The sequence below is a fragment of the Clostridium aciditolerans genome (assembly GCF_016316925.1).
Taxonomy (GTDB): domain Bacteria; phylum Bacillota; class Clostridia; order Clostridiales; family Clostridiaceae; genus Clostridium_AM; species Clostridium_AM aciditolerans.
This window is the reverse complement of record NZ_JAEEGB010000009.1, coordinates 138523-160605: the sequence shown is the minus strand read 5'-3', so window position 1 is coordinate 160605 and position 22083 is coordinate 138523. Positions and strand designations below refer to the sequence as shown.

Annotated in this window: 20 protein-coding genes and 3 tRNA genes; all 23 read right to left on the bottom strand. The window is 31.6% G+C overall.

Going from position 1 to position 22083, the window contains the following annotated elements:
* Positions 1-4 precede the first annotated feature (4 nt).
* Entirely contained in the window at positions 5-826 is an 822-nt protein-coding gene (locus I6U51_RS09680; protein ID WP_211142446.1) for a Rossmann-fold NAD(P)-binding domain-containing protein, read from the bottom strand.
* Positions 827-904: 78 nt separating this feature from the next.
* Entirely contained in the window at positions 905-1879 is a 975-nt protein-coding gene (gene dusB / locus I6U51_RS09675; RefSeq protein ID WP_211142445.1) for a tRNA dihydrouridine synthase DusB, read from the bottom strand.
* On the bottom strand, positions 1879-2667 hold the full coding sequence (locus I6U51_RS09670; protein ID WP_211142444.1) for a type III pantothenate kinase: 789 nt from the start codon (positions 2665-2667) through the stop codon (positions 1879-1881). The genes dusB and I6U51_RS09670 overlap by 1 nt, the downstream gene beginning before the upstream one ends.
* A 168-nt stretch (positions 2668-2835) precedes the next feature.
* Positions 2836-3222, bottom strand: coding sequence for a thioesterase family protein (locus I6U51_RS09665; protein WP_211142443.1), 387 nt, complete (start codon positions 3220-3222; stop codon positions 2836-2838).
* Between the two features lie 125 nt (positions 3223-3347).
* Positions 3348-5150 (bottom strand): ATP-dependent zinc metalloprotease FtsH, encoded by a 1803-nt coding sequence (gene ftsH, locus I6U51_RS09660; protein WP_211142442.1) that lies wholly within the window; start codon positions 5148-5150, stop codon positions 3348-3350.
* An 82-nt stretch (positions 5151-5232) separates the two neighbouring features.
* Entirely contained in the window at positions 5233-5778 is a 546-nt protein-coding gene (hpt, locus tag I6U51_RS09655; protein ID WP_211142441.1) for a hypoxanthine phosphoribosyltransferase, read from the bottom strand.
* Complete coding sequence (tilS, locus tag I6U51_RS09650) at positions 5779-7167, bottom strand: tRNA lysidine(34) synthetase TilS (protein ID WP_211142440.1); 1389 nt, start codon at positions 7165-7167, stop codon at positions 5779-5781.
* A gap of 178 nt (positions 7168-7345) precedes the next feature.
* Positions 7346-9733: a stage II sporulation protein E gene (spoIIE, locus tag I6U51_RS09645; protein WP_211142456.1), complete on the bottom strand. Its 2388-nt coding sequence runs from the start codon at positions 9731-9733 to the stop codon at positions 7346-7348.
* Between the two features lie 309 nt (positions 9734-10042).
* Positions 10043-10119 (bottom strand) — tRNA-Met (locus I6U51_RS09640).
* A 12-nt stretch (positions 10120-10131) separates the two neighbouring features.
* Positions 10132-10207: transfer RNA gene (locus I6U51_RS09635), tRNA-Met, on the bottom strand.
* Positions 10208-10211: 4 nt separating this feature from the next.
* Positions 10212-10300, bottom strand: a tRNA-Leu gene (locus tag I6U51_RS09630).
* 138 nt (positions 10301-10438) lie between these two features.
* Positions 10439-10846 carry a S1 domain-containing RNA-binding protein gene (locus I6U51_RS09625; protein WP_211142439.1) on the bottom strand — a complete coding sequence of 136 codons (408 nt, stop codon included), beginning with the start codon at positions 10844-10846 and terminating at the stop codon, positions 10439-10441.
* 62 nt (positions 10847-10908) lie between these two features.
* Complete coding sequence (locus I6U51_RS09620; protein ID WP_178907182.1) at positions 10909-11181, bottom strand: FtsB family cell division protein; 273 nt, start codon at positions 11179-11181, stop codon at positions 10909-10911.
* Positions 11182-11264: 83 nt separating this feature from the next.
* Positions 11265-11675, bottom strand: a complete 411-nt coding sequence (yabQ, locus tag I6U51_RS09615; RefSeq protein WP_211142438.1) for a spore cortex biosynthesis protein YabQ — start codon at positions 11673-11675, stop codon at positions 11265-11267.
* A gap of 10 nt (positions 11676-11685) precedes the next feature.
* Positions 11686-11976, bottom strand: coding sequence for a sporulation protein YabP (gene yabP / locus I6U51_RS09610; RefSeq protein ID WP_211142437.1), 291 nt, complete (start codon positions 11974-11976; stop codon positions 11686-11688).
* Between the two features lie 146 nt (positions 11977-12122).
* Positions 12123-12383, bottom strand: a complete 261-nt coding sequence (locus I6U51_RS09605) for an RNA-binding S4 domain-containing protein (protein ID WP_178907185.1) — start codon at positions 12381-12383, stop codon at positions 12123-12125.
* A gap of 59 nt (positions 12384-12442) precedes the next feature.
* Positions 12443-12718 carry an HU family DNA-binding protein gene (locus tag I6U51_RS09600; protein ID WP_178907186.1) on the bottom strand — a complete coding sequence of 92 codons (276 nt, stop codon included), beginning with the start codon at positions 12716-12718 and terminating at the stop codon, positions 12443-12445.
* Between the two features lie 112 nt (positions 12719-12830).
* Positions 12831-14276, bottom strand: a complete 1446-nt coding sequence (yabN, locus tag I6U51_RS09595; RefSeq protein ID WP_211142436.1) for a bifunctional methyltransferase/pyrophosphohydrolase YabN — start codon at positions 14274-14276, stop codon at positions 12831-12833.
* Positions 14273-15826: a putative polysaccharide biosynthesis protein gene (locus tag I6U51_RS09590; protein WP_211142435.1), complete on the bottom strand. Its 1554-nt coding sequence runs from the start codon at positions 15824-15826 to the stop codon at positions 14273-14275. The genes yabN and I6U51_RS09590 overlap by 4 nt, the downstream gene beginning before the upstream one ends.
* Positions 15827-16030: 204 nt before the next feature.
* Complete coding sequence (gene spoVT / locus I6U51_RS09585; RefSeq protein ID WP_211142434.1) at positions 16031-16585, bottom strand: stage V sporulation protein T; 555 nt, start codon at positions 16583-16585, stop codon at positions 16031-16033.
* Positions 16586-16763: 178 nt separating this feature from the next.
* A complete protein-coding gene (locus I6U51_RS09580; RefSeq protein WP_211142433.1) occupies positions 16764-17786 on the bottom strand; it encodes a peptidylprolyl isomerase in 1023 nt (340 codons plus the stop codon).
* A 77-nt stretch (positions 17787-17863) separates the two neighbouring features.
* Complete coding sequence (mfd, locus tag I6U51_RS09575) at positions 17864-21385, bottom strand: transcription-repair coupling factor (RefSeq protein WP_211142432.1); 3522 nt, start codon at positions 21383-21385, stop codon at positions 17864-17866.
* Positions 21386-21430: 45 nt separating this feature from the next.
* Entirely contained in the window at positions 21431-21994 is a 564-nt protein-coding gene (gene pth / locus I6U51_RS09570; RefSeq protein WP_211142431.1) for an aminoacyl-tRNA hydrolase, read from the bottom strand.
* Positions 21995-22083: the final 89 nt, after the last annotated feature.

The following is a 22083-nucleotide window of genomic DNA, read 5'->3' as shown; positions in this document are numbered from 1 at the left end:
ATGATTATAGAACTAAAACCTCATCATTGAATATTATCTTATCTAAGAAAATGCTATTATACTTCAATGCCTCTTCTATATTTTCTTCTCCCATTTGACATAATATCGCACCTAAAAGTTCTGGTGACATATCTTCGTCTAATTCCCAAGGTACTTTGTAAGTAATATCATTTATAATAATATTATCTTTTTTTAACGGAATATACATATTGTTTAAATACCATATATTAGCTCTAGTTTCCAAATGAACATCTTTTGATGCTATAATAAAATCTGCATTTTCAATTGCATACTTGAAATCTGATGTCACTATAGGTGTTATTCCAAAGTTGGCTATAATATATTCTGCCATATGTGTAAGTTCATTTACATGTCTAGATAATAATACTATATATTTAGCTTCTTTTGCCATAAAACAAATTATATTAAAATTTATTATATCTACAGCATCATATATTACTATACAGCTATCTCTTATACTTTTGTGCATTTTCCTCAAGATAAGCTTTGAACTTGTCACTATCCCAAAAGCTATTAATTCCCTTTGGAAATCATTTAAATAGTCATAATCTAATTCCCTATATATTTTAGGCGCTAAATATATATCTCTTCCTTTTACCTTTCTCTTAGCAACTAACATGTTTTTATAGTATGATTGGCTATTAATATTGGGTGGAAGATTTATATCGGATATTTTTAAATTTAACTCCTTTATAAATCTTTCTCCCAGATATGATATTTTAAACCTATCCACTATTCTGCCAAAAAAGGTGTCATTGTCATAAGGAATCTTTTTATTGCAACTAACATACGCTATTGGCTTCATAAGGTATTTCCTTAAAATTATTCACGCTACTATTCTATTCCATTATATAATTAAAAATTACAATACTTTTATTCATAGTTATTTATTATTATTTAATCTTTCTTTATAATTTAATAAAATCTCTATTACATTTTCACTGCTTTTTTCATAATTGATTTTATCTTTTATTTCCTTATTACATTCTAAACCCTTTATGTACCAACCTATATGTTTTCTCATTTCTCTTACGGCCTTATCTTCAGCATTATAATAAAGAGATCTTTTATAGTGCTCTATACACATATCTATTCTTTCTTCCATACTAGGATAAACCATGTTTTCTCCCTTAATGCCGTTTTGAACTTGACTAAATATCCATGGATTTCCCATAGCGCCTCTACCTATCATTATTCCATCACACTTAGTCATTTCAAAAAGTGTCAGAGCGCCCTCGCAAGAAACTACATCTCCATTCCCTATGACAGGAATGCTCACAGCCTCCTTGACTTTCCTTATTATATCCCAATCTGCTTTACCCTCGTACATCTGTTCCTTTGTTCTACCATGAACAGTTATCGCATCTACTCCGGCTTGTTCTAATTCCTTTGCAAATTCTACTGCATTTATGTTATTAGAATCAAAACCTTTCCTAAATTTTACAGTTACAGGTTTTAATGAAGCTTTTTTCACTTCTTGCACTATCTTTGCAGCTAATTTAGGATCTTTCATAAGTGCAGATCCTTCACCATTTTTAACTATCTTAGGCGCTGGACATCCCATATTAATGTCTACAATACAGATATCATTATTGTCATTGAAAAAATCACAAGATTTTGCCATAACATAAGGATCATTACCGAATATTTGTACTGCTACTGGAGCTTCATCTCTTGAAATTTCTAACATACTTTCAGTATTTTCACTTCCGTAAAATAATGCTTTAGAACTTACCATCTCTGTATATACAAGGCCACATCCTAAGTTTTTACACAATCCTCTAAATGCTATATCCGTAACGCCTGCCATAGGAGCTAAAAATACAGTATTTTCAAATTCCAAATCTCTTATTTTCATTACAACACCTGTTCTCTATTCTTTTCGTAAATAATTCTAAGTCCTTTTAACGTTAGTGTTGGATCTATTACATTTATAAATTTAGATTCTTCATTAATAAGTTTTGCTAATCCCCCAGTTGCAATAACATAAGGTTCGTCTTCTCCGAGTTGCATCATTTCTTTCTTCATTTTATCAACTATGTAATCTACTTGACCTATATAACCATACACTATCCCCGCTTGCATACTTGATACTGTATTTTTACATATAACCCCTGCAGGTTTTATAAGCTCTATTCTTGGGAGTTTAGCTGCCTTCTGAAACAAAGCTTCTGAGGATATATTAATTCCAGGACAGATAGTTCCCCCTAGATAATCTCCTCTAGCTGTTATAGCACAGAATGTTGTAGCTGTTCCAAAATCTATTATAATAACAGATTTTTCATAAATTTCATGAGCTGCAACTGCATTAACTATCCTATCTGCACCTACTTCTTTAGGATTATCATATCTTATATTTATCCCAGTCTTTACTCCTGGTCCTACTACTATAGGAGTTATTTCAAAGTACTTTATAATCATATGCTCCAATGAGTACATAATATTAGGAACAACTGAAGATATTATAACTCCTTCTACATCTGAAGGATCAAGTTTGCTTTGCAAAAATAATTGTGTTACCTGAATACCATATTCATCTGCTGTTCTTATAGGATCTGTAGATAATCTCCAATTAGCAATTAGTTCTTTATTCTTATAAATCCCAAGAACAATATTAGTATTGCCTACATCTAAAACTAAAATCACTAACTGCACCACCTTTCTAGTAGTATATATTCTTATTTTTAATGCTAAACATAATTAAAGAGCAGCTCTGAAGCTGCCCTATAGTATACTCATTTTATTGTCAGTTTAATAATTTAATTTTAACAATTAAATTCTATTTGTCAAGAAAAAGGTTATGTCCTTTTGGCACTACGCCTGTACCTTTTTCATAAAATCATCACTATTTACTATATATCTTGTATGTATTCCTTCTCCTATTTTCCCATGCTCATCCCATGCTTGAACACTAAAGAAAAGTCTTTTACCCTCGACTCTTGTTAAAAGAGCTTCACATCTTACTTTCATTCCAACAGGTGATGCTTTGAGGTGCTTTATACTAACTTCTATTCCAACAGTTGTATATCCGTATGGAAGATGTAAATCTACACAACTTTTAGATGTGTTCTCCATAAGAGCTATCATAGCAGGTGTAGAAAAAACCTCTAAATTTCCAGATCCTATTTTGCTAGCCGTGTCATTTTCAGTTACGCATGTTTCTATTGTAGATGTTATTCCTTCTTTAACATTAAACTCCATAACAATCATCTCATTTCATTAAAATTTATATTAAAAATAGACACATATATGAATTATACCACTTTTATGTAGTTTTTAACATATATTTCACAAATAAAAAATAGAGGCTGATTAGCCTCTATCTTCTAAGCATTATTAAATATTTCTTCAAACTCATTTGCTTCAAGCTTTTCTCTTTCAAGTAATTCTTTAGCAACGGCATGAAGCTTTGATATATTTTCATTTAAAAGTTTTTCTGCTTTGTTGTAACCTTCATCAATAAGCTTTCTAATTTCTTTATCTATTTCAAAAGCCACTTCTTCGCTGAAATTTCTTCCTTTTCCAAAATCTCTTCCTAAGAAAACTTCATCATGCCCAGACCCAAAAGCTATTGGCCCTAAGTCACTCATGCCATAATCCATAACCATTTTTCTAGATATTGTTGTTGCTCTTTCAATATCATTTTTAGCTCCAGTACTTATATCTCCTATTATTAGCTTTTCAGCAACTCTTCCACCTAGAAGCCCTACGATTTCATCTTGAAGCTTTGTTTTAGACATATAAGCAGTATCCTTCTCTGGAAGATGCATAGTATATCCTCCAGCCATACCTCTTGGTATTATGCTTATTTGGTGAACTGGATCTGCAGTAGGCAGTAGCTTCATCACTACCGCATGCCCTGCTTCATGATAAGCTGTTAATCTTCTATCTTCCTCTGCTATAACCCTACTTCTCTTTTCAGGGCCTGCAATAACTCTAGTTACAGCTTCCTCAAGTTCATCCATCTCTATTGAATCTTTATTTTTTCTTACCGCTAAAAGAGCAGATTCATTCATTAAGTTTTCTAAATCAGCACCAGTAAACCCTGGTGTTCTTTTTGCGAGAACGTCTAGCTTAACTTCAGTAGATAAAGGTTTATTTTTTGAATGAACTCTAAGGATCTCTTCTCTTCCTTTAACATCAGGAGCTCCAACTACTATTTGCCTATCAAATCTTCCTGGTCTTAAAAGCGCAGGATCTAATATATCTGGCCTATTAGTAGCTGCTATCATTATTATACCTTCATTTGCTCCAAATCCATCCATCTCAACAAGTAATTGATTTAATGTTTGCTCTCTTTCATCGTGTCCACCACCAAGGCCAGCACCTCTTTGTCTACCCACTGCATCTATTTCATCAATAAAAATAATACATGGTGAGTTTTTCTTCGCTTGGTCAAACAAGTCTCTTACTCTAGATGCTCCAACACCTACAAACATTTCAACAAAGTCTGAACCGGATATACTGAAAAATGGCACTCCAGCTTCTCCTGCTATAGCCTTTGCTAGAAGGGTTTTTCCTGTACCTGGAGGTCCCACAAGTAATACCCCTTTAGGTATCCTTGCTCCCATTTCTATATATCTTTTAGGCTGCTTTAGGAAATCAACTATCTCTGCTAATTCAGCTTTTTCTTCATCTGCTCCTGCAACATCACTGAAAGTGACCTTTTTCTTATCAGGTGTAGCCATTTTAGCTCGGCTCTTCCCAAAATTCATAACATTTCGGTTGCCTCCACCACCCTGTGATTGCTGCATAAACATAAACCAGAATGCTACAAGCATTAATATTAAAAGTACCGTAGGTAAATATTGTACCCACATAGGTACTGCTGCTGGCTTAACATATACCTCCTTAACACTTCCATCCTTTGGATGTTCTCCTATAAATTGAAACAGTCTTTCTGATGGAACTACAGTCTCATATTGCTGACCATCTTTTAGTGTTCCTACTACTGTCATTTTATCTTCTTTTACTTCGAAGCTCGTTACTTTATTCTCTAACCAATATTTCTGAAAGTCATTAAAATTTATGGCTGTTGCACCTTCATTAGTTCTCACAAGCATTAGTGCTGCAAGAATTACTAATACAAATACTATAACCCAGGCCGTTGCGCTTGAAAATTTTTTCATTATAGGCCCCCCTCTCTTTCTAGTTTTATATTGTAAAATTGTATCATAAGGCAGATTTCATTACAATAAATTCGGCACTAATTTACTGATAAACCTCCTCCTTTAATATACCGATATACGGTAAATTTCTATACTTTTCTGCGTAGTCAAGACCATAACCTACTAAAAAATAGTCTGGAACAACAAATCCCATATACCTAGCATTGATTTCAACCGCTCTTCTTTCAGGTTTGCTTAAAAGGCATGCTATCTCAAGACTAGCAGGTTTTCTACCTTTTAGATATTCAATTAGGTATGCTAATGTTGTTCCTGAATCTATTATATCTTCTACTATTAAAACATGCTTACCTTCTATTTCAAAATCTAAATCCTTTAGAATTCTTACTATTCCTGAGGTTTTACTTGAATTGCCATAGCTCGATACTGCCATAAAATCCATTGTACATGGTATAGTTATTTCTTTTAATAAATCTGCCATAAAGGGAACAGATCCTTTTAATATTCCAACTAGCATTAAATCTTTCCCATCATAGTCTTTGCTTACTTGTTGACCTATTTCTCTTATTTTTGTTCTAAGTTGTTCTTCTGTAAGCAATACTTCTCTTATATCCTGTTGCATGCAATTCATTTAGGCTTCCTCACTTTCAATTGTTATTTTTAGAATTTTTTTTGTATTTTTGTCAACTTTAAAAAGTTCACTAACCCTGTATCCTACTACCCATGCAATTTCGCCACCAAAACATATAAGTGGAATTCTATCTCTTTCGTCTTTCGGCACTTTTAGATCTATAAATAAATCTTTTAATTTTTTGCTTCCCTTCATTCCTAAAGGCGTGAAACGATCTCCATCTTTTCTCCACCTAATTATAGTATCTCCTTTTATCTTATTATAGTCAAAATACTTAACAAAATTTTCTTGTTTCACAACTAGATTATCTGTTTTATCAATCAGCTCTAGGGTAATTCCTAAATTAAAATCTTTTATTTTATTTAATCCACTATGTAATGTATATTCAATGTTATTATTTTTTATATTTTGTTCTTTCTTCTTATAGACAGATATATCTCCATAATTATTTTGTATATGTATTTTGTTTGGAAGGGTCAGCATCTTACCTGTAGCATTTTTCTGAATATCAATCACATCATAAATATGAATCTTTTCAAAGTTATATAAATTGCCTGATACATTATAGAGCGCTAATCGTATAATTCTTGTAATTATAGATTCATGCTCTAAAAACGCTTCCTTAGATATTATAACCTTTTCTTTATTATCATCACAATATTTTTTATATTTTTCTTTTGCAATCATTTCTAAATAATCATTGTCTACTCTTATAGTGCTAGCTAATCTATTTAGGGTAGTCACAATATCTTCATTAAAATTTTCCTTTATGTACGGTATAAGCTGGAGTCGTACTTTATTCCTTGCATATATCGGCTCTAAATTTGTTTTATCTATTCTAGGATTAATATTATTATCCTCGCAATATTTCTCAATGCTTTCTCTTGAACAATTTATTAAAGGTCTTACAAAAATGTTGTCTCTTACTGATCTTATACCAATAAGACCTTCCATTCCTGTTCCTCGCATTATTCGCATCAAAACAGTTTCAGCCTGATCATTAGCGTTATGAGCTATGGCTATCTTTTGAGCTCCAAACTTACTTTTTAACTCATAAAAAAACTTATATCTTGCTTCTCTGCCCGCAGTTTCCGAGGAAATGTTTTTCTTTCTTACTAGGTCATTTATATTTACTCTCTTGCTTCTAAACTCTATATTTAGATTTTCACAAAATTTCTCAACATATTTTTCATCCTCATCCGACTCTTTTCCTCTTAGACAATGATTAATATGTGCTGCATATAAAGTTATTTGCAATTGCTCTTTTAAAGCATTTAATATATGTAAAAGGCATATAGAATCAGGACCTCCTGATACCGCAACTATTACTTTGTCTCCCTTTTCAAACATGTTATTTTCTTTTATTGTTTTTAGAGTTGTTTCTATCAAAGTTAACACTTCCTAAAAATAGTTTGTTTAGAAATAATATATTAATTATATCATAAATAATTTTCAATGTAAGAGTTTCGATCATATATTCCTATAACGACCTGTGTCTTCAGCAAAACAAAAAACTAAACACGCATTTTTTCATGCGTATTTAGTTTTTTCACTTTTTATTTTTGAATCAATATAAATTATATACCTTTTGTACAATTGCCGTCATATCATCCTTTACCTTTCCACCACTTAATTCTTTTGCCTTATTTATTATATTTTCGCACAAATCTCTTGGGTCTGTATTCTTCGAGTTTTTTAAGAATTCTACAATCCAATCTACCTTTCCAGCAGCCTCACTCTCATAGTCCAGTACGCCATCACTTAGCATTATTACTATGTCACCATTTTTAAGCTTCTTTTTAGTTATATCCACATCCGGTTTATCTAAAACTCCAATAGGTAATGTTTTAGAACTTATAACCTCAACCTCATCTCCTCTTTTTATAAAACTAGCAACTGATCCCACTTTCATAAAATCTATTTCTCCTTCATATAAATCCATGCTACTTAAGTCAAGTGTAGAAAATTTTTCATTCTCTGAAAACTTAATAGTCATAATAGAGTTAATAGTATTTATAGCTGTAAGTTTATTAAATCCTGCCTTTGCAAACTTTTCTATGAGCTCTACTGCAGCTCCACTTTCTCTTCCTGCTTGTGGCCCTGATCCCATACCATCACTTATTATAGTCATATATGTTCCATCTGGAAGCTTGCCGAAACTATAAGTATCTCCATTATGCTTTTCTCCATTTTTACATTCAGTACTTACATATGATGCTACATGATATTTTGGCGTTTCTTCAAAAGTAACATTACACCCATTCATTAGAGGGTTTAAATTGCAACCATCATCACTTACACACATACACTTTCCAGTGACTTCATTAATTAATGGTAAAACCTTTTTTATACATAATTGCTCTCCTCCACAAGCCTCCATTGATAATTTTACAACCAATCTATCATTTTTATTATTAAAACAGAATATATCTCTATACTGTATATTATTTTTATTCAACACTCTTCTTATATTATTTTCGGTATCAGTATTGAATTTTATATTATCATCAAATTCTTTTACGATCTCCGTTACAGAATTAGCCATGTTCTCTATCTGATGTGCCAAAAGCTCTCTACATTCACTTAGCCTATTTCTCCACATTTCATTTATTATATATCCGTTTACAATGTCTTCAGTGTTTTTAATAAGTACAGATCGTTTAGTGCATTTTCTTTCTAATTCATAGGGTACGTCCTTCTTGTTTTCTTGATAATTTCCAATAAGCTCACTAAATGCATTATAGGTATAAAAGGTTTCCCTTTTCCAGCACATAGACTTCATATTACATGTTGAGCAAACTCTATCAGCAAGATTTTCTATTAATGCACTACTTTTACTTTTCATTTCTAATTTATCGTTGTCTGCTAATTTTTCTAACACTTTTGACATATTAAGGAGCACATCTGAGAAGCTATTAAGCTTACCAATTAATATATCTTTAACTTTGTCAACATAGTTATCCTTGAAACATTCTTGCTTTTTTTGCCAATCTAATTCTAATTCTAATTTTCTATAAATCTTTTGCGGTATAGCAAGAAAAACTGCACAACTTATAATTGATTCTATAATTTTAAATTGTACACCTATATCTGAGTACATCTTTAGCACAGCAAAGGCTACTATGTATGCTAAACCACTCATCCACTTTCCAGTTTCTCTAAATATTCCTGATATGAGCCCACACAAGCCATATACCCCTATAGAAGTTATCATATCATTAGATGTAACCCCTATTATAGTTCCCATTGCTACACCTGCTGCCGCACCTGCTGAACTTCCTTTTACATATCCTAGTATAAGTACAAAAGTCAATGCTATAACATTTCTTATTGATACTCCATGAATGCTTGTCCCCCATGTTCCTGCTATTATAAGGGATGCAGTCACTGCCATACTTATTATTTCCTCGTTGGTATATAAATGTCTTGTTTTTAATTCTTTAAAGCATATTATTGAATAATGAATAATAAAATATAATGGAAAGATACATGTAATTTCAAAAAACGAAGTCAAAAATCCTATTGCTAAACTTAACTTTACAATTAATAATTTGTAAAGCAAAAATTCTAAAAAAATTGAAAAGAATATTAGTAATAATTTTTTCTTCTGTTCAATATTCTTTAATATATAGTTTAAAACTAAAAGTGTTGCGGTTACTATAAAATATACTGGTAAGTTTTTAACGTTATTATATAAAGAAACATACCCTAACAATGTTCCAATGCCCGATACTAAAGATACTTTGTTATTCTCAGAGACTATGATTGCTATTAAATAAGCTATTCCAAATGGAGCCATAAGATTTACCATAAGTACTCTGCCAACTAAAAATGCCGCTACAAAATAGCTAATAATTTTAAGGACATCTGATAGTTCTTGAAACTTTTGTTTTTTTTCTTCGTTTTTCATTTTTTTGATTCTTTGATATGGAAAAAGCTCCACTCCGTATTGCATCACATAACACCCACCTTATTTAATTACTTTCTATATTATAACAAAGGTATTTGGAAATAAATGTCACAAAGTAGTGTTGTGATGATTTTTTTTTAGGACATATATTCCTAAGTTTCTTTTTAATTATTTTATTTAGACAATTAATCTTAAAAAAAATATTTTCCATTATATTCCATGTCGTATATCAAAGATTTCTTTTATAATTCAACATTCTTATATATCTATAACTACATAGATATCAATTTTTAAACAATCTTGTATTATCAAGAATACAATAAAAAAACCTGTGATTTACTCACAGGTTTCATTTGGTAGCGGAAATAGGACTTGAACCTACGACACTTCGGGTATGAACCGAATGCTCTAGCCAGCTGAGCTATTCCGCCATATTATTTTTTTGGTTGCGGAGGCAGGACTTGAACCTGCGACCTTCGGGTTATGAGCCCGACGAGCTACCAGCTGCTCCACCCCGCGACATTGGTGCTGAAGACCGGAATCGAACCGGTACGGGTTTTAAAGCCCGCAGGATTTTAAGTCCTGTGCGTCTGCCAGTTCCGCCACTCCAGCACGTTGTATTGCTATCACCTAACAACATAGACTATTATATATTATATAAATATAGTTGTCAACTATATTTATTATATTTTTTTAATGTAAATATTAGGTAATATTAAAGAGGCTAAAATTAGCCTCCTCATATCATTACTAACTTGAAGTTCTTTTACAGCCTCTACCTCTTGAATCCTGATGTTTCTTTAGATCTTGAAATCTTTCTTCACTATCCTTTAAGAACTTTGTTAATCTGTCTTCAAAATTTCCTTGATTGGGTTTAGCTTTTTCTCTTTGCCAATCTATCTCTACAGGTCTATAACTCTTTGTCTCTGGAACAGCTTGTTTTATAGATAGACTTATCTTCCCATTATCATCAACTGAAATTACTTTAACTTTTACTTTATCCTTTTCCTTCAAGTAATCCCTTATATTTTTCACATAAGTATCTGAAACCTCAGATATGTGAACTAAGCCTGTTTTCCCATCGATATCCACAAATGCTCCAAAATTAGTGATATTAACTACTGTACCTTCTAGTATGCTTCCTGCCTTTAAGGTCATATTTAAAAGACTCCTCCTTAATAAAAATAATGTTTATATAAATTAAAAATTAAAAACAGATATTAGTTTTTTGTATCTATTACAGGAGTCTCGCCTTGTTTAATAAGACCTAGCCTTTCTCGTGCCAGTTTCTCTATATACATGTCTGATTTAGACATCTTAACTTCGTCCTGCAATTTTCGGTTCTTTTCCTTAGCTTTTTGTTCTTCTATTTTTTTATCAGCTATCTGGTTTTTTATATTACGCATGGTTATTTGCTGATTAATAAATATATAACAAACGTAAGTCAATATCAAAACAAAAATCACATTTTTTCCTTTGATTTTATTTCTCATAATATAATCACCAAACTCCCAAATAGGGATTTATTTTTAAATGCTATAATTACATTTTAATTTGATTTTCAATTTTCTTCAAGTTATTTTTTATAATTTCCTTTATTTTTTATTTTAATCAGATAAATTATGGCTTGAAATGGATAAAGTATTGAGTTTCTAGTCACTCTGAACACCCTTCCTAAGAACTTAAAAAGTTTGTATTGAGAACTTATAAAGAATCTACTGATTAGTTTCATGTATAAGTATATTCCTATTCCAATCCAAAGATATACGTACATTCCTATATATGCATAGTTAGTATATAATAAAAACGCAAAAACTACTACTGAAGTAAATAGCCAGAATAGAGTATCTTCTATAAAGGTTATAATTTTATTTGAATTGTTAAAACCTCTTATCAATCTATATAGATCAAACAATACTCCTGTTATTATCCCTGAGACAAGACTAAATATTATTAAACCAAATTGCTGATTTATTGAAATCACCATAATAGAGCTCCTATTTAAACAATCTTGATATTAGACTTTCTTTTTCCTTCTTAATTTGACTGTTGGTGTAGATACAAGAGTTTATAGTTCCTATAATTATTACATCTCCATTTTGCACGTCTAGTTTATTCATCTTTAAGCCTTGTCCCTTTATATTAAGAGTACCGAGGTTTGTATTTAGCACTATTTGTTCTTCATTAAAACTCACTACTTCAACAACGCCATTTAATATTAGTTTTTTTCTATTTTCAATACTTAATAAACTTTTCTTTTCTTCTATTTTTATTTCTTTTTTCTCCATATTATCCCCTCCACCTGTAATTAATATATGATTGACTACAAATGGATATTACTAACTAAGCAATATTGAGTTAATTATATTTATATATATTAGCTCTTTATATAAAAACTGCTGACAGATAAATCTGTCAGCAGTGATAGGCTGGATTATTCCTCATCTTCTTCTCCTGATATAATTTCATACATACCTTGCGCATTTTCCTTTTTAACATGCTCTGTAATATTTATTATTTTAGCCTTTAGAGATTTGCTAGCATACTGAATTTCTATAATATCGCCCTCTTTAACCTCTGTTCCGGGCTTAGCTACCTTCCCATTTATGCTAACTCTTCCCCCTTCACATGCCTCTTTTGCTACAGTTCTTCTCTTTATTATTCTAGAAACCTTAAGATATTTGTCTAATCTCATAGCATATACTCCTTATTAAAAGAAAAAACCTAGATTTACACCCAGGTTTTCTGAAATGATTATTTGTTTACTTTATCTTTAAATTCTTTACCAGCTTTAAATACTGGAACTGTTGATTCTGGTATAGTTATTTCTTCTTTAGTTCTTGGATTTCTGCCAACTCTTGCAGCTCTTTTTCTTGTTTCAAATGTTCCAAATCCAACTAATTGAACTTTATCTCCCTTTTCTAGTGTTTCTTCAACACTTTCAATAAAACCTTTTAACATTGCTTCTGCATCTTTTTTAGTTAATTTTGATTTTTCAGCTATGCTTGTAATTAATTCTGACTTATTCACCTTTTTTACCTCCTTAAATATCGAGTATGCTTATTCATAGCATACTAGCATATTCTTCACTAATTTTAAAAATCCTTCTTTTTTTACATCATTTTTACGTATAAAAGATAAATTATTTATTTTTAGCCTCTTCCCAAAGCATATCCATTTGCTCTAATGTCATATTGGCCATATCAACACCTTTAGATTTGGCTACTTCCTCTATATACGAAAAACGTTTTATAAACTTCTCTATAGTATAATTTAATGCAAACTCGGGGTCAATGTCAAGGAATCTTGCAACATTTACGGAAGCAAATATCAAATCTCCTATTTCTTCTACTATTTTTGCCATTTCTTTGCTTTTATATACACCTTTTACTTCATAATATTCTTCTAAAACCTTATCTAATGCATCTTCAATTTTATTCCAATCAAAACCAACCTTCGCAGCTTTTTTTTGAACCTTCTCAGCCCTCATGAGAGCAGGAAGATTTTTAGGTACATGTTTAAGTTCATCAGTATAACTTATAAGCCCTTGTTCCTTTTTCTTTATTTTATCCCAATTTGTTAAAACTTCTTCAGATGTATCTGCATTTATATTACTAAATACATGCGGATGTCTATTTATCATTTTTATGCAAATTTTCTCAATTACATCATTAATATTAAAAAATCCATCCTCTTTACCTATTTGCGCATGAAAAACTATTTGAAGCAATACGTCTCCTAATTCTTCGGCCAATTTGTCATCGTCTTTCTCATCTATGGCCTCCAGAACTTCATAGCTCTCTTCTACAAGGTATCTTTTCAAGCTCTCATGTGTCTGTTCTTTATCCCACGGACATCCATCGTTAGATCTCAATTTCTCCATTATATCTAATAAATCGTAGAAGTCTTTAGTACTATCTATATCTCTCGGAATATATATTGATGTTAGATAATCAATATCATCTTGTCTGTCCAGCTCGTATAATGGCATTTTTCTTATGCTTTCCAAGTTTTTAACACCGGCTGCCCTTACAAAGTATATTTCAAAATCATCTTTGTAATATTCCATTAGAGAAAGCTTTACCTCAGATGCAATAAATTTATCGTATACTTGAGTTATAATGGTACCAACCCTCTTATCTAATACTTGATTATTTATATCAAAAGCATCTATTATTTTAATTCCTTCTACAGGGTCTATCTTTAGACTCTCCATGAGGGCATCTACAAAACTAACTGCAGGAACAATTTCTGTCTCTATAGACTTTTTTTCGCAAAGTTCAAGTAATATATTTACTGATTTTTCTGCAACTAAAGGATGTCCTGGCACAGCATAAACTATATCATTGAACTTATTTTGCTGATCTATTAAGTCCTCTGCTATAGAACTATATACTTGATCAAAACTTTCTCCTTCTTCGTACTTATTATCGTAAGTTTCAAATAATATATTACTATTTTTTAAATAATCTACAGTAGGGTGCTTTTCTGTTCTTAAATAAATTTTAGATGCACTTTTCAATACCTCCAGAGCCCCAATGGTAAGCGCTTCCTTCGAACCAGGCCCCAATCCAATTATTTTTATCATGCATGTTCTCTCCTTTGCTTTTTAAAAAGCTTTTTCTTCACGTAGCTATACCTAAATATTCTGAGCAAAATTACTAATATTCCATATATAATCATACCAGAAGCTATAGATATGAAGCAGGATATTTTGCTACTTATGGTATAATTATAGACACTCATGTAGATAATTACAACCGCTATTATCATTAAAAGTGATGCAAATGCTGGTTTAATAAATATATCTGAAATATTCAATCTGATCTTAAGCCTTTTAGCTAAAAACAATATGTTTAGTAATGAGGCGACTATATAACCACCTATACTGCCTATTACAGCTCCATAGATATTTATATTGGGTATAGGTACCATTAATAAGGTAATAACAATTTTTACAACGCACCCTAGCCCCAAAATAAGCACAGGCATAATATAATATCCTACTCCTTGTAATATTGCAGTAGAAGTTTGTGCAATTATTATAAAAGGAATAGATATAGCTGAATACTGAAGTATTTCAAATCCAGCTGATTGTCCAGGAAATATTAAGTCTAGAATAGGCCATGCAAGACAAAATAGTCCAGCACAAGAAGGAAGGGCAATTACCATAGAAAGCTTCATAGCTAGTTCTATTTTATTGTCAACCTCAAGTTTTCTCTTTAATATGTGTGCCTCTGCAATTATAGGAACTAAGGAAGCACATAGTGCTGCTGATAAAGTAAGCGGAACATTTATCATAATAAATGCTTTTCCAGTAAGTTGTCCATATAATATAGTTGACTGTTTATAAGTAAAACCTGCTTCTAAAAGTTTCTGTGGAACCAGCGCTGAATCTATAAGGCTCATTATACTACTTACTGCTGCGCCTAACGAAACAGGTATGGCAATATAAAGCAACTTTCCCAATACATCGGTATTGTCTCTAACCTTTTTTACCTTAAACTCTTTTCTTATCTTAAAGTATTTTGCTACAAGATATATACCACCAAATATTCCTCCTGCTGCTGCTCCTAATGCGGCGCCACCAGCTGAGTACTCAATACCTCTAGGTAATAGCATATAGGCAAGTCCAACTCCTATAACTACCCTCCCTATTTGCTCAATAATCTGGGAAACTGCTGGATAGTTCATATTTTGCAGTCCTTGAAAAAATCCTCTAAATACACTCATTATTGATATAAAGATAGGTGCAAAGGCAATAGATATTAGTGAATAATAAGATTTGTTATCCCACTTTAAAAAGTGTATTATAGGCTTTGAAAAAATAAGCAGTATAGCTGTAAATCCTGCTCCTAATATGACCATGAGAAGCATAGCTTTTCTTAATACTAAAATTACACCCTCCTCATCGTGAATAGCATTACTTTCCGATACCATTTTGGAAATCGCTACAGGTATGCCTGATGCCGCTGCAATAAAAAACATATATAGAGGAAATGACATTTGATAATATCCTACCCCTTCGTCACCAATAAGCATCTGCAGTGGCCATCTAAAAAATAATCCTAAAAATTTCGCCAATATTCCTGCGATTCCTAATATAAAAGTGCCTTTAATAAGTGATTGTTTTTTCATAAAAATACCCCCGAACCATCGTATGACAAAAGCCTTGTCTCAATGTTTTTCACTTTAAAACTTATATAATCAAAAATAATTTATTTCTATGTTTATAATTATTTAAAATTAGGGGGTATTATTACTTTATAGATGAATATTTTTTGTCTTAGTGTCAATAATCATCTATAAAGCAGTAAATAAGATGGCAGCATAGCTGCCATTTTATTGTTCCATTTGCTTTCCTAAGAAGGACGATGCAGTTTCAGCTAACTTAACTTCAACCTCACTAAATTTTATTCCTTCTTCCTTAGCTACTATAATTACAGCTCCAATTGCATCTCCTTCTGCAATTATAGGAGAAATTACTTGTGCGGAATATTTTCCTTCTATCTCTTCATCATCATATAAAGCTATAGTCTTTTCTTTTCCTTCTCCAAGAGAAACGGATTTTCTTTCCTCTATCATTCTTTCAAGGTCACTGCTTATCTTCTTTTCTAAGTACTCTTTTTTTGGTGTTCCACTTATTGATATTATGCTGTCCTTATCACATATTATAACTATATTTCCTATTGTTTGTTGTAAGGATTCTGCATAGCCTTTTGAAAAATCACTTAATTCACCTATTGGAGAATATTTCTTAAGTATAACCCCTCCTTCTCTATCTGTGAAAATTTCCAAAGGATCCCCTTCTCTTATTCTAAGAGTTCTTCGTATTTCCTTTGGTATAACCACTCTACCTAGATCGTCTATGCGTCTAACAATACCTGTTGCTTTCATTGTTTAGTACCTCCTATATAATATAAATATAAGTTGTATTAATATTATCTTTCTAAATATGAAATTTTATACACAATTGTTACTTAAATTGGTAAGCACATATAAAATTATTTATATAAACAAAAATAAACCACAGCATTTTATTATTATGCTGTGGTTTATTTTATATTTTATGCAGTTATTGAAGATTTTTTTCATTCTTAGTTATTTTAGCTGATTTTTTCCATTCATCAATCTTTTGTGAAAGCATTTTATTTTTTTCTTGACTTTCTAATTGCTGTTTTATTTGATCTTTTACTGTTTCAAGTTTCTTAACAGGATATTCTTCCTTCTTTATAGTTTTTATTATATGGTATCCAAATTGAGTTTTTACAGGTGCTGATATAGCTCCTTCTTTTTGTCCTATAGCAGCAGCCATAAATGTAGGGTCGAATCCTGAATCAACATAATTCACAGTTCCTAAATCTCCACCCTTGTCTTTTGAACCAGGGTCCTGTGAAACTTCTTTTGCAACCTTTGCAAAGTCTTCACCTTTATCTAATCTCTCTTTTACCTTTTTAGCCTCATCTTCTGTTTTAACTAATATATGAGCCACATGTATTTTATTAGGCTTTTCTGTAAATTGCGCTTGATTTGCAGTATAATACTCTTGAACTTTCTTATCGTCAATCTTTACATCTTTTGTTACATTATCCGCAATGTTTTTAATAATTGCTTGACTTCTTAATTGTGTAAAGAACATCTCCTTTAAGGAATCCTCAGTAAAGCCCCCTTGTTTTAAAGCTTCTTGAAACTTACTAGTGTCATTTCCAAAGGACTTTTTAGTCTCATCTAATTGTTTAGCAGCTTCATCCTTTAATTTTGAGTCATCTGGAAGCAGATTTAACTCTTTTGCTTTTTGCTCAATAACTTTTTGAGTTATCATATCATCTAATATTTTTGTTCTCTGTTCTGTAAGAACACCTTTAGCCTCTTCATTTTTTTCATAATTTTCACCGTATTGTTGCTTAACCTGAGCTATAACCTGTTTCATATTCATATTATTATCTAGGTCTGCTCTAGTAATTTTTTCACCATTAACTACAGCTACAGGACTTTTAGCTATTGCTTCTGGTGTTTTGGCTATCATATTACAACCAACAGCTGAAAATCCAAGCATTGTTATTAAAGCTGTACACATTAGTTTTTTTATATTTTTCACAGTTTATTCCTCCACTTCTCTTAATGTTTTAGCGCAATACAAACTAATTTTAACACAAAAGTATTTTTACTACAAAGTTATTTTTGTTCATATATTTTTATCATATATTGCACTAATTCTTTAATTTCTAAAATTAAATCTTCTCTTTTTACATCTGCAAGTTTATAAGCAAACCCTGGTTTATCTCCCAGCTTTAGTCCTATTTTTCTAGTATAATCTCTTAATAATCCCTTGATAACATTCTCATTTATTCTAGATTGGCTTTCAAATATAAAAAGAACTTCATTCTTTCTTTCCTTTATTTCTTCTATACCAAGTTTTTTACCAATACTTCTTATATATGAAATATTCATAAGATTATATACTGATGAAGGTATTGTAGAAAATCTGTCTTCTAATTCGTCCTGAATTTCCATCATATCCTCGTAAGAGTCTATTGCTGCTATTTTCTTGTACACTTCAATTTTCTGTACCTCATCCTTTATATAAGAACCTGGTATATATGCATCTACTTTCAGCTCTACTGTTGTTTCCACTGGCTCGTTATCTATTTCTCCTTTTATAAGTTTTATCGTATCTTCTAACATCCTACAATATAAATCGTATCCAATAGAAGCCATGTGTCCATGTTGAGAAGCCCCCATCATATTCCCAGCTCCTCTTATCTCTAAATCCTTTAATGCTATTTTAAATCCTGATCCTAACTCAGTAAAATCCTTTATAGCCTTTAATCTTTTTTCTGCCACTTCTGTTAAAACCTTGTCTTTTCTATAGGTTAAATAGCAATAAGCCATTCTGTTAGTTCTTCCAACTCGTCCTCTTAGCTGATATAACTGCGATAATCCCATCCTATCAGCATCATATATTATCATAGTGTTTACATTTTGAATATCCATACCAGTTTCTATTATAGTTGTGGCAACTAAAATATCGTATTCATTTTTCATAAAATCTACAATAATTTTTTCTAATTCTCTTTCCTGCATTTGCCCATGAGCTAAAGCTACTCTTGCTTCAGGAATTAATTTTGATATATAGGACACCATTTCCTTGATATTTTCAACTCTATTATATACAAAGTATACCTGTCCTCCTCTATTTAATTCCCTTAATATAGCATCTCTCATCAACTGATCATTATATTCTATCACATAAGTTTGTACAGGGTATCTTTCTTCTGGAGGAGTCTCTATAACACTTATATCTCTAACTCCTACAAGAGACATATGTAGAGTTCTTGGTATAGGAGTTGCACTTAAAGTTAATACATCAACATTCTTCTTTAGTTTTTTGATCTTCTCCTTATGACTTACTCCAAACCTTTGCTCTTCATCAACTATTAATAGTCCTAGATCTTTAAACTGTATATCCTTTTGAAGAATTCTATGGGTTCCTATTAATATATCTACCTCTCCATCTTTTACAGCCTTTATAGTTCCCTTCTGTTGTGTTGAAGTCCTAAACCTACTTATCATATCAATTCTTACAGGGAAGTCTGAAAATCTCTTTACAAAGTTATTATAATGCTGCTGTGCAAGTATTGTAGTTGGTACTAAAAATGCTACCTGCTTCCCATCCATAACCGCTTTAAATGCAGCCCTAATAGCAACCTCTGTCTTGCCATAGCCTACATCGCCACATAGCAATCTATCCATAGGTTTATCGGACTCCATATCTACTTTTATATCGCCTATAGCTGATAATTGATCTGGCGTCTCATCATAAGGAAATTCTTCCTCAAACTGTTTCTGCCACACAGTATCCTTTGAGTATCTATATCCTTTAAGGGTAGTTCTTGCAGCATAAAGCTTGACTAAATCTTCTGCTATTTCTTCTATTGACTTTTTGACTTTCCTCTTAGCCTTTGCCCATTCCGAACTTCCTAACTTATTTATTTTAGGTGATTTTCCCTCTGTACCTATATACTTTTGCACCATATCAAGCTGCTCTACAGGCACATATAATTTATCATCCGAATCATATATCAGCTCTAGATAGTCTTTTTTATGACCTTCAAGTTCTAGCTGTTTTATTCCTTTATAGACACCTATACCATGATTTGCATGAACTACATAGTCTCCTGGCTTCAGTTCCGTAAAACTCTTTATTTTACTTACACCTTTTTTAGAAGTCCTATTTACTGTCTTTCTCTTAGCTTCTCCAAAGACTTCTTTGTCGGATATTACACACACCCTAAGATCCGGGTACTCAAAACCGTTTAGTTGACTTCCGAAGGTTATTACTACTTCTCCTGGCTGAATCTCATGTATCACATCTCTATAAGAGCTTTCTATTTCCCTGTCTCTTAATGTATCAACTAATCTCTCTCCTCTTGGCCTGGTACCAGAAAGAATAATTATTTTAAATCCTTTGGATTTCTTGTCCTTTATATCATCAATAAGCAAATCTATTTGTCCATGATAGTTATGTGAAGTGATTTGAGAAAAATTCACTATAGACCTTGGCGAAAGCATCTTAACAGATTTAGCAATAGCATCTATAGTTAGTATTTGCTTTTCCTCCAGCATTTCAACTATATGTTCCTTATTAAATAAAAGATCAATTTGTTTAGGTAAAATATTACCTCTTTGAAGAAAACTTTTATAATTTTCTTCAAATTCAAAATATACGCTATCCAGCTTCCCTTTGCATCTTTGAACGTCATCCATAATTATGAAATAATCTTCTGCATAATCAAAAAATGTTGATAAATTATCATGAAAGTAAGGAAGAAAACTGTCTATTGTCTCAAAGCTCCAATTTTCTCTCAGCAATTCAAGGTTTTTCCCAATAACCTCTTGTACTTTTTCCATAGTGTCCTTATTTTTTTGATCCTTCAGTCTATTTGATACAATTTCCAAGTCCTTTTCTATGCCTTCATACCCTTTTTTTATGCTTTCTCTATTTAAAATCATCTCTTTAGCGGGAAATATTTCAATACCTTCTACTTTTTCTATACTTCTTTGAGATTCTAAGTTAAAGTTTCTAATAGAGTCAACTTCATCGCCAAAGAGCTCAACTCTATATGCTTCCGCAGCAATAGGGGAATAAATATCCATTATTCCTCCTCTTATGGAAAACTGGCCTTTGTTATCTACAATTTCAACTCTTTCATATCCACATTGTATAAGTTTTTCACTTAAATCTTCTAAATCTAAAATATCACCTATTGAAATTTTAAAGGTATAATTTCTATATAAACCTACAGGAATATAGCTTGAAGCTATTGCTTCAATGCTAGTAACTACTACTTTCCTCTCTTTGTTTAGCATCTCCTTCATTACCTTTAGTCTTTCCCATCTTAGGTCTCCAGAGATTGCATCAATATTGTAAAATACTACTTCCTTAGTTGGGAAATAGTAAACATGAGGGATATAAAAAGATAAATCTTCATACAATTTCCTTGCTTCAACATCACTATGCGTAAGCACAAGAAATGGCTTGTCTAATTCCTCATACAATCCATTCACTAAATAAGCCCTTGCAGATTCTGAAAGTCCAAATACTCCTATTGGAAATCTAGACTTATCTATACTGCTTTTTATTTCCTTAAATTCCTTGTTAAATTTAAGAGGATTCATAAGTCCTTCTAGTCTCATTTTATAACAACCACCCTACAAACTATAAAAATTTAGTTATAAACCTTATATTTTAAAACCATTAAATTTATTCATTGCTTCTGTTATTCCTTCTTTTATTGCACATTCAACAGCATCTACACTAACTTTAAATGCTTCTTCAATCCTTTCCCTGTCTTCAGCACAAAATTTGCCTAGAACATGTGAAACCAATTGGTCCTTAGGCTGTCCCACTCCTACTTTAACCCTCGGAAATACATCTGTTCCTAAATTAGCTATTATATTTTTTATTCCATTATGACCTCCAGCACTTCCTTGAGTTCTTATTCTAAGTCTTCCAATGTCAAGACTGATATCATCATAGATAACAATTATATTTTCATTTGGTATCTTGTAGAAGTTAACTACTTCTCTTACACTTTCACCACTTAGATTCATATATGTACTTGGTTTGAGCAAAATTACCTTTTCGTATGCTATAGTTCCTTCTCCATACATCCCCTTAAATTTTTCCCTGTTGACAGGTATATTATACCTATCGCTTATTAAATCTATTATATCAAATCCAACATTATGTCTTGTATGCTCATACTGCCTTCCTATGTTCCCTAGTCCAACTATTAAAAACATTTCTTCACTCCTAACCATCTCGTAATTGTTAATCACATAATTAATATATTATACTAAAAGACATAAATAATAAAGAGACTACAAAAGTC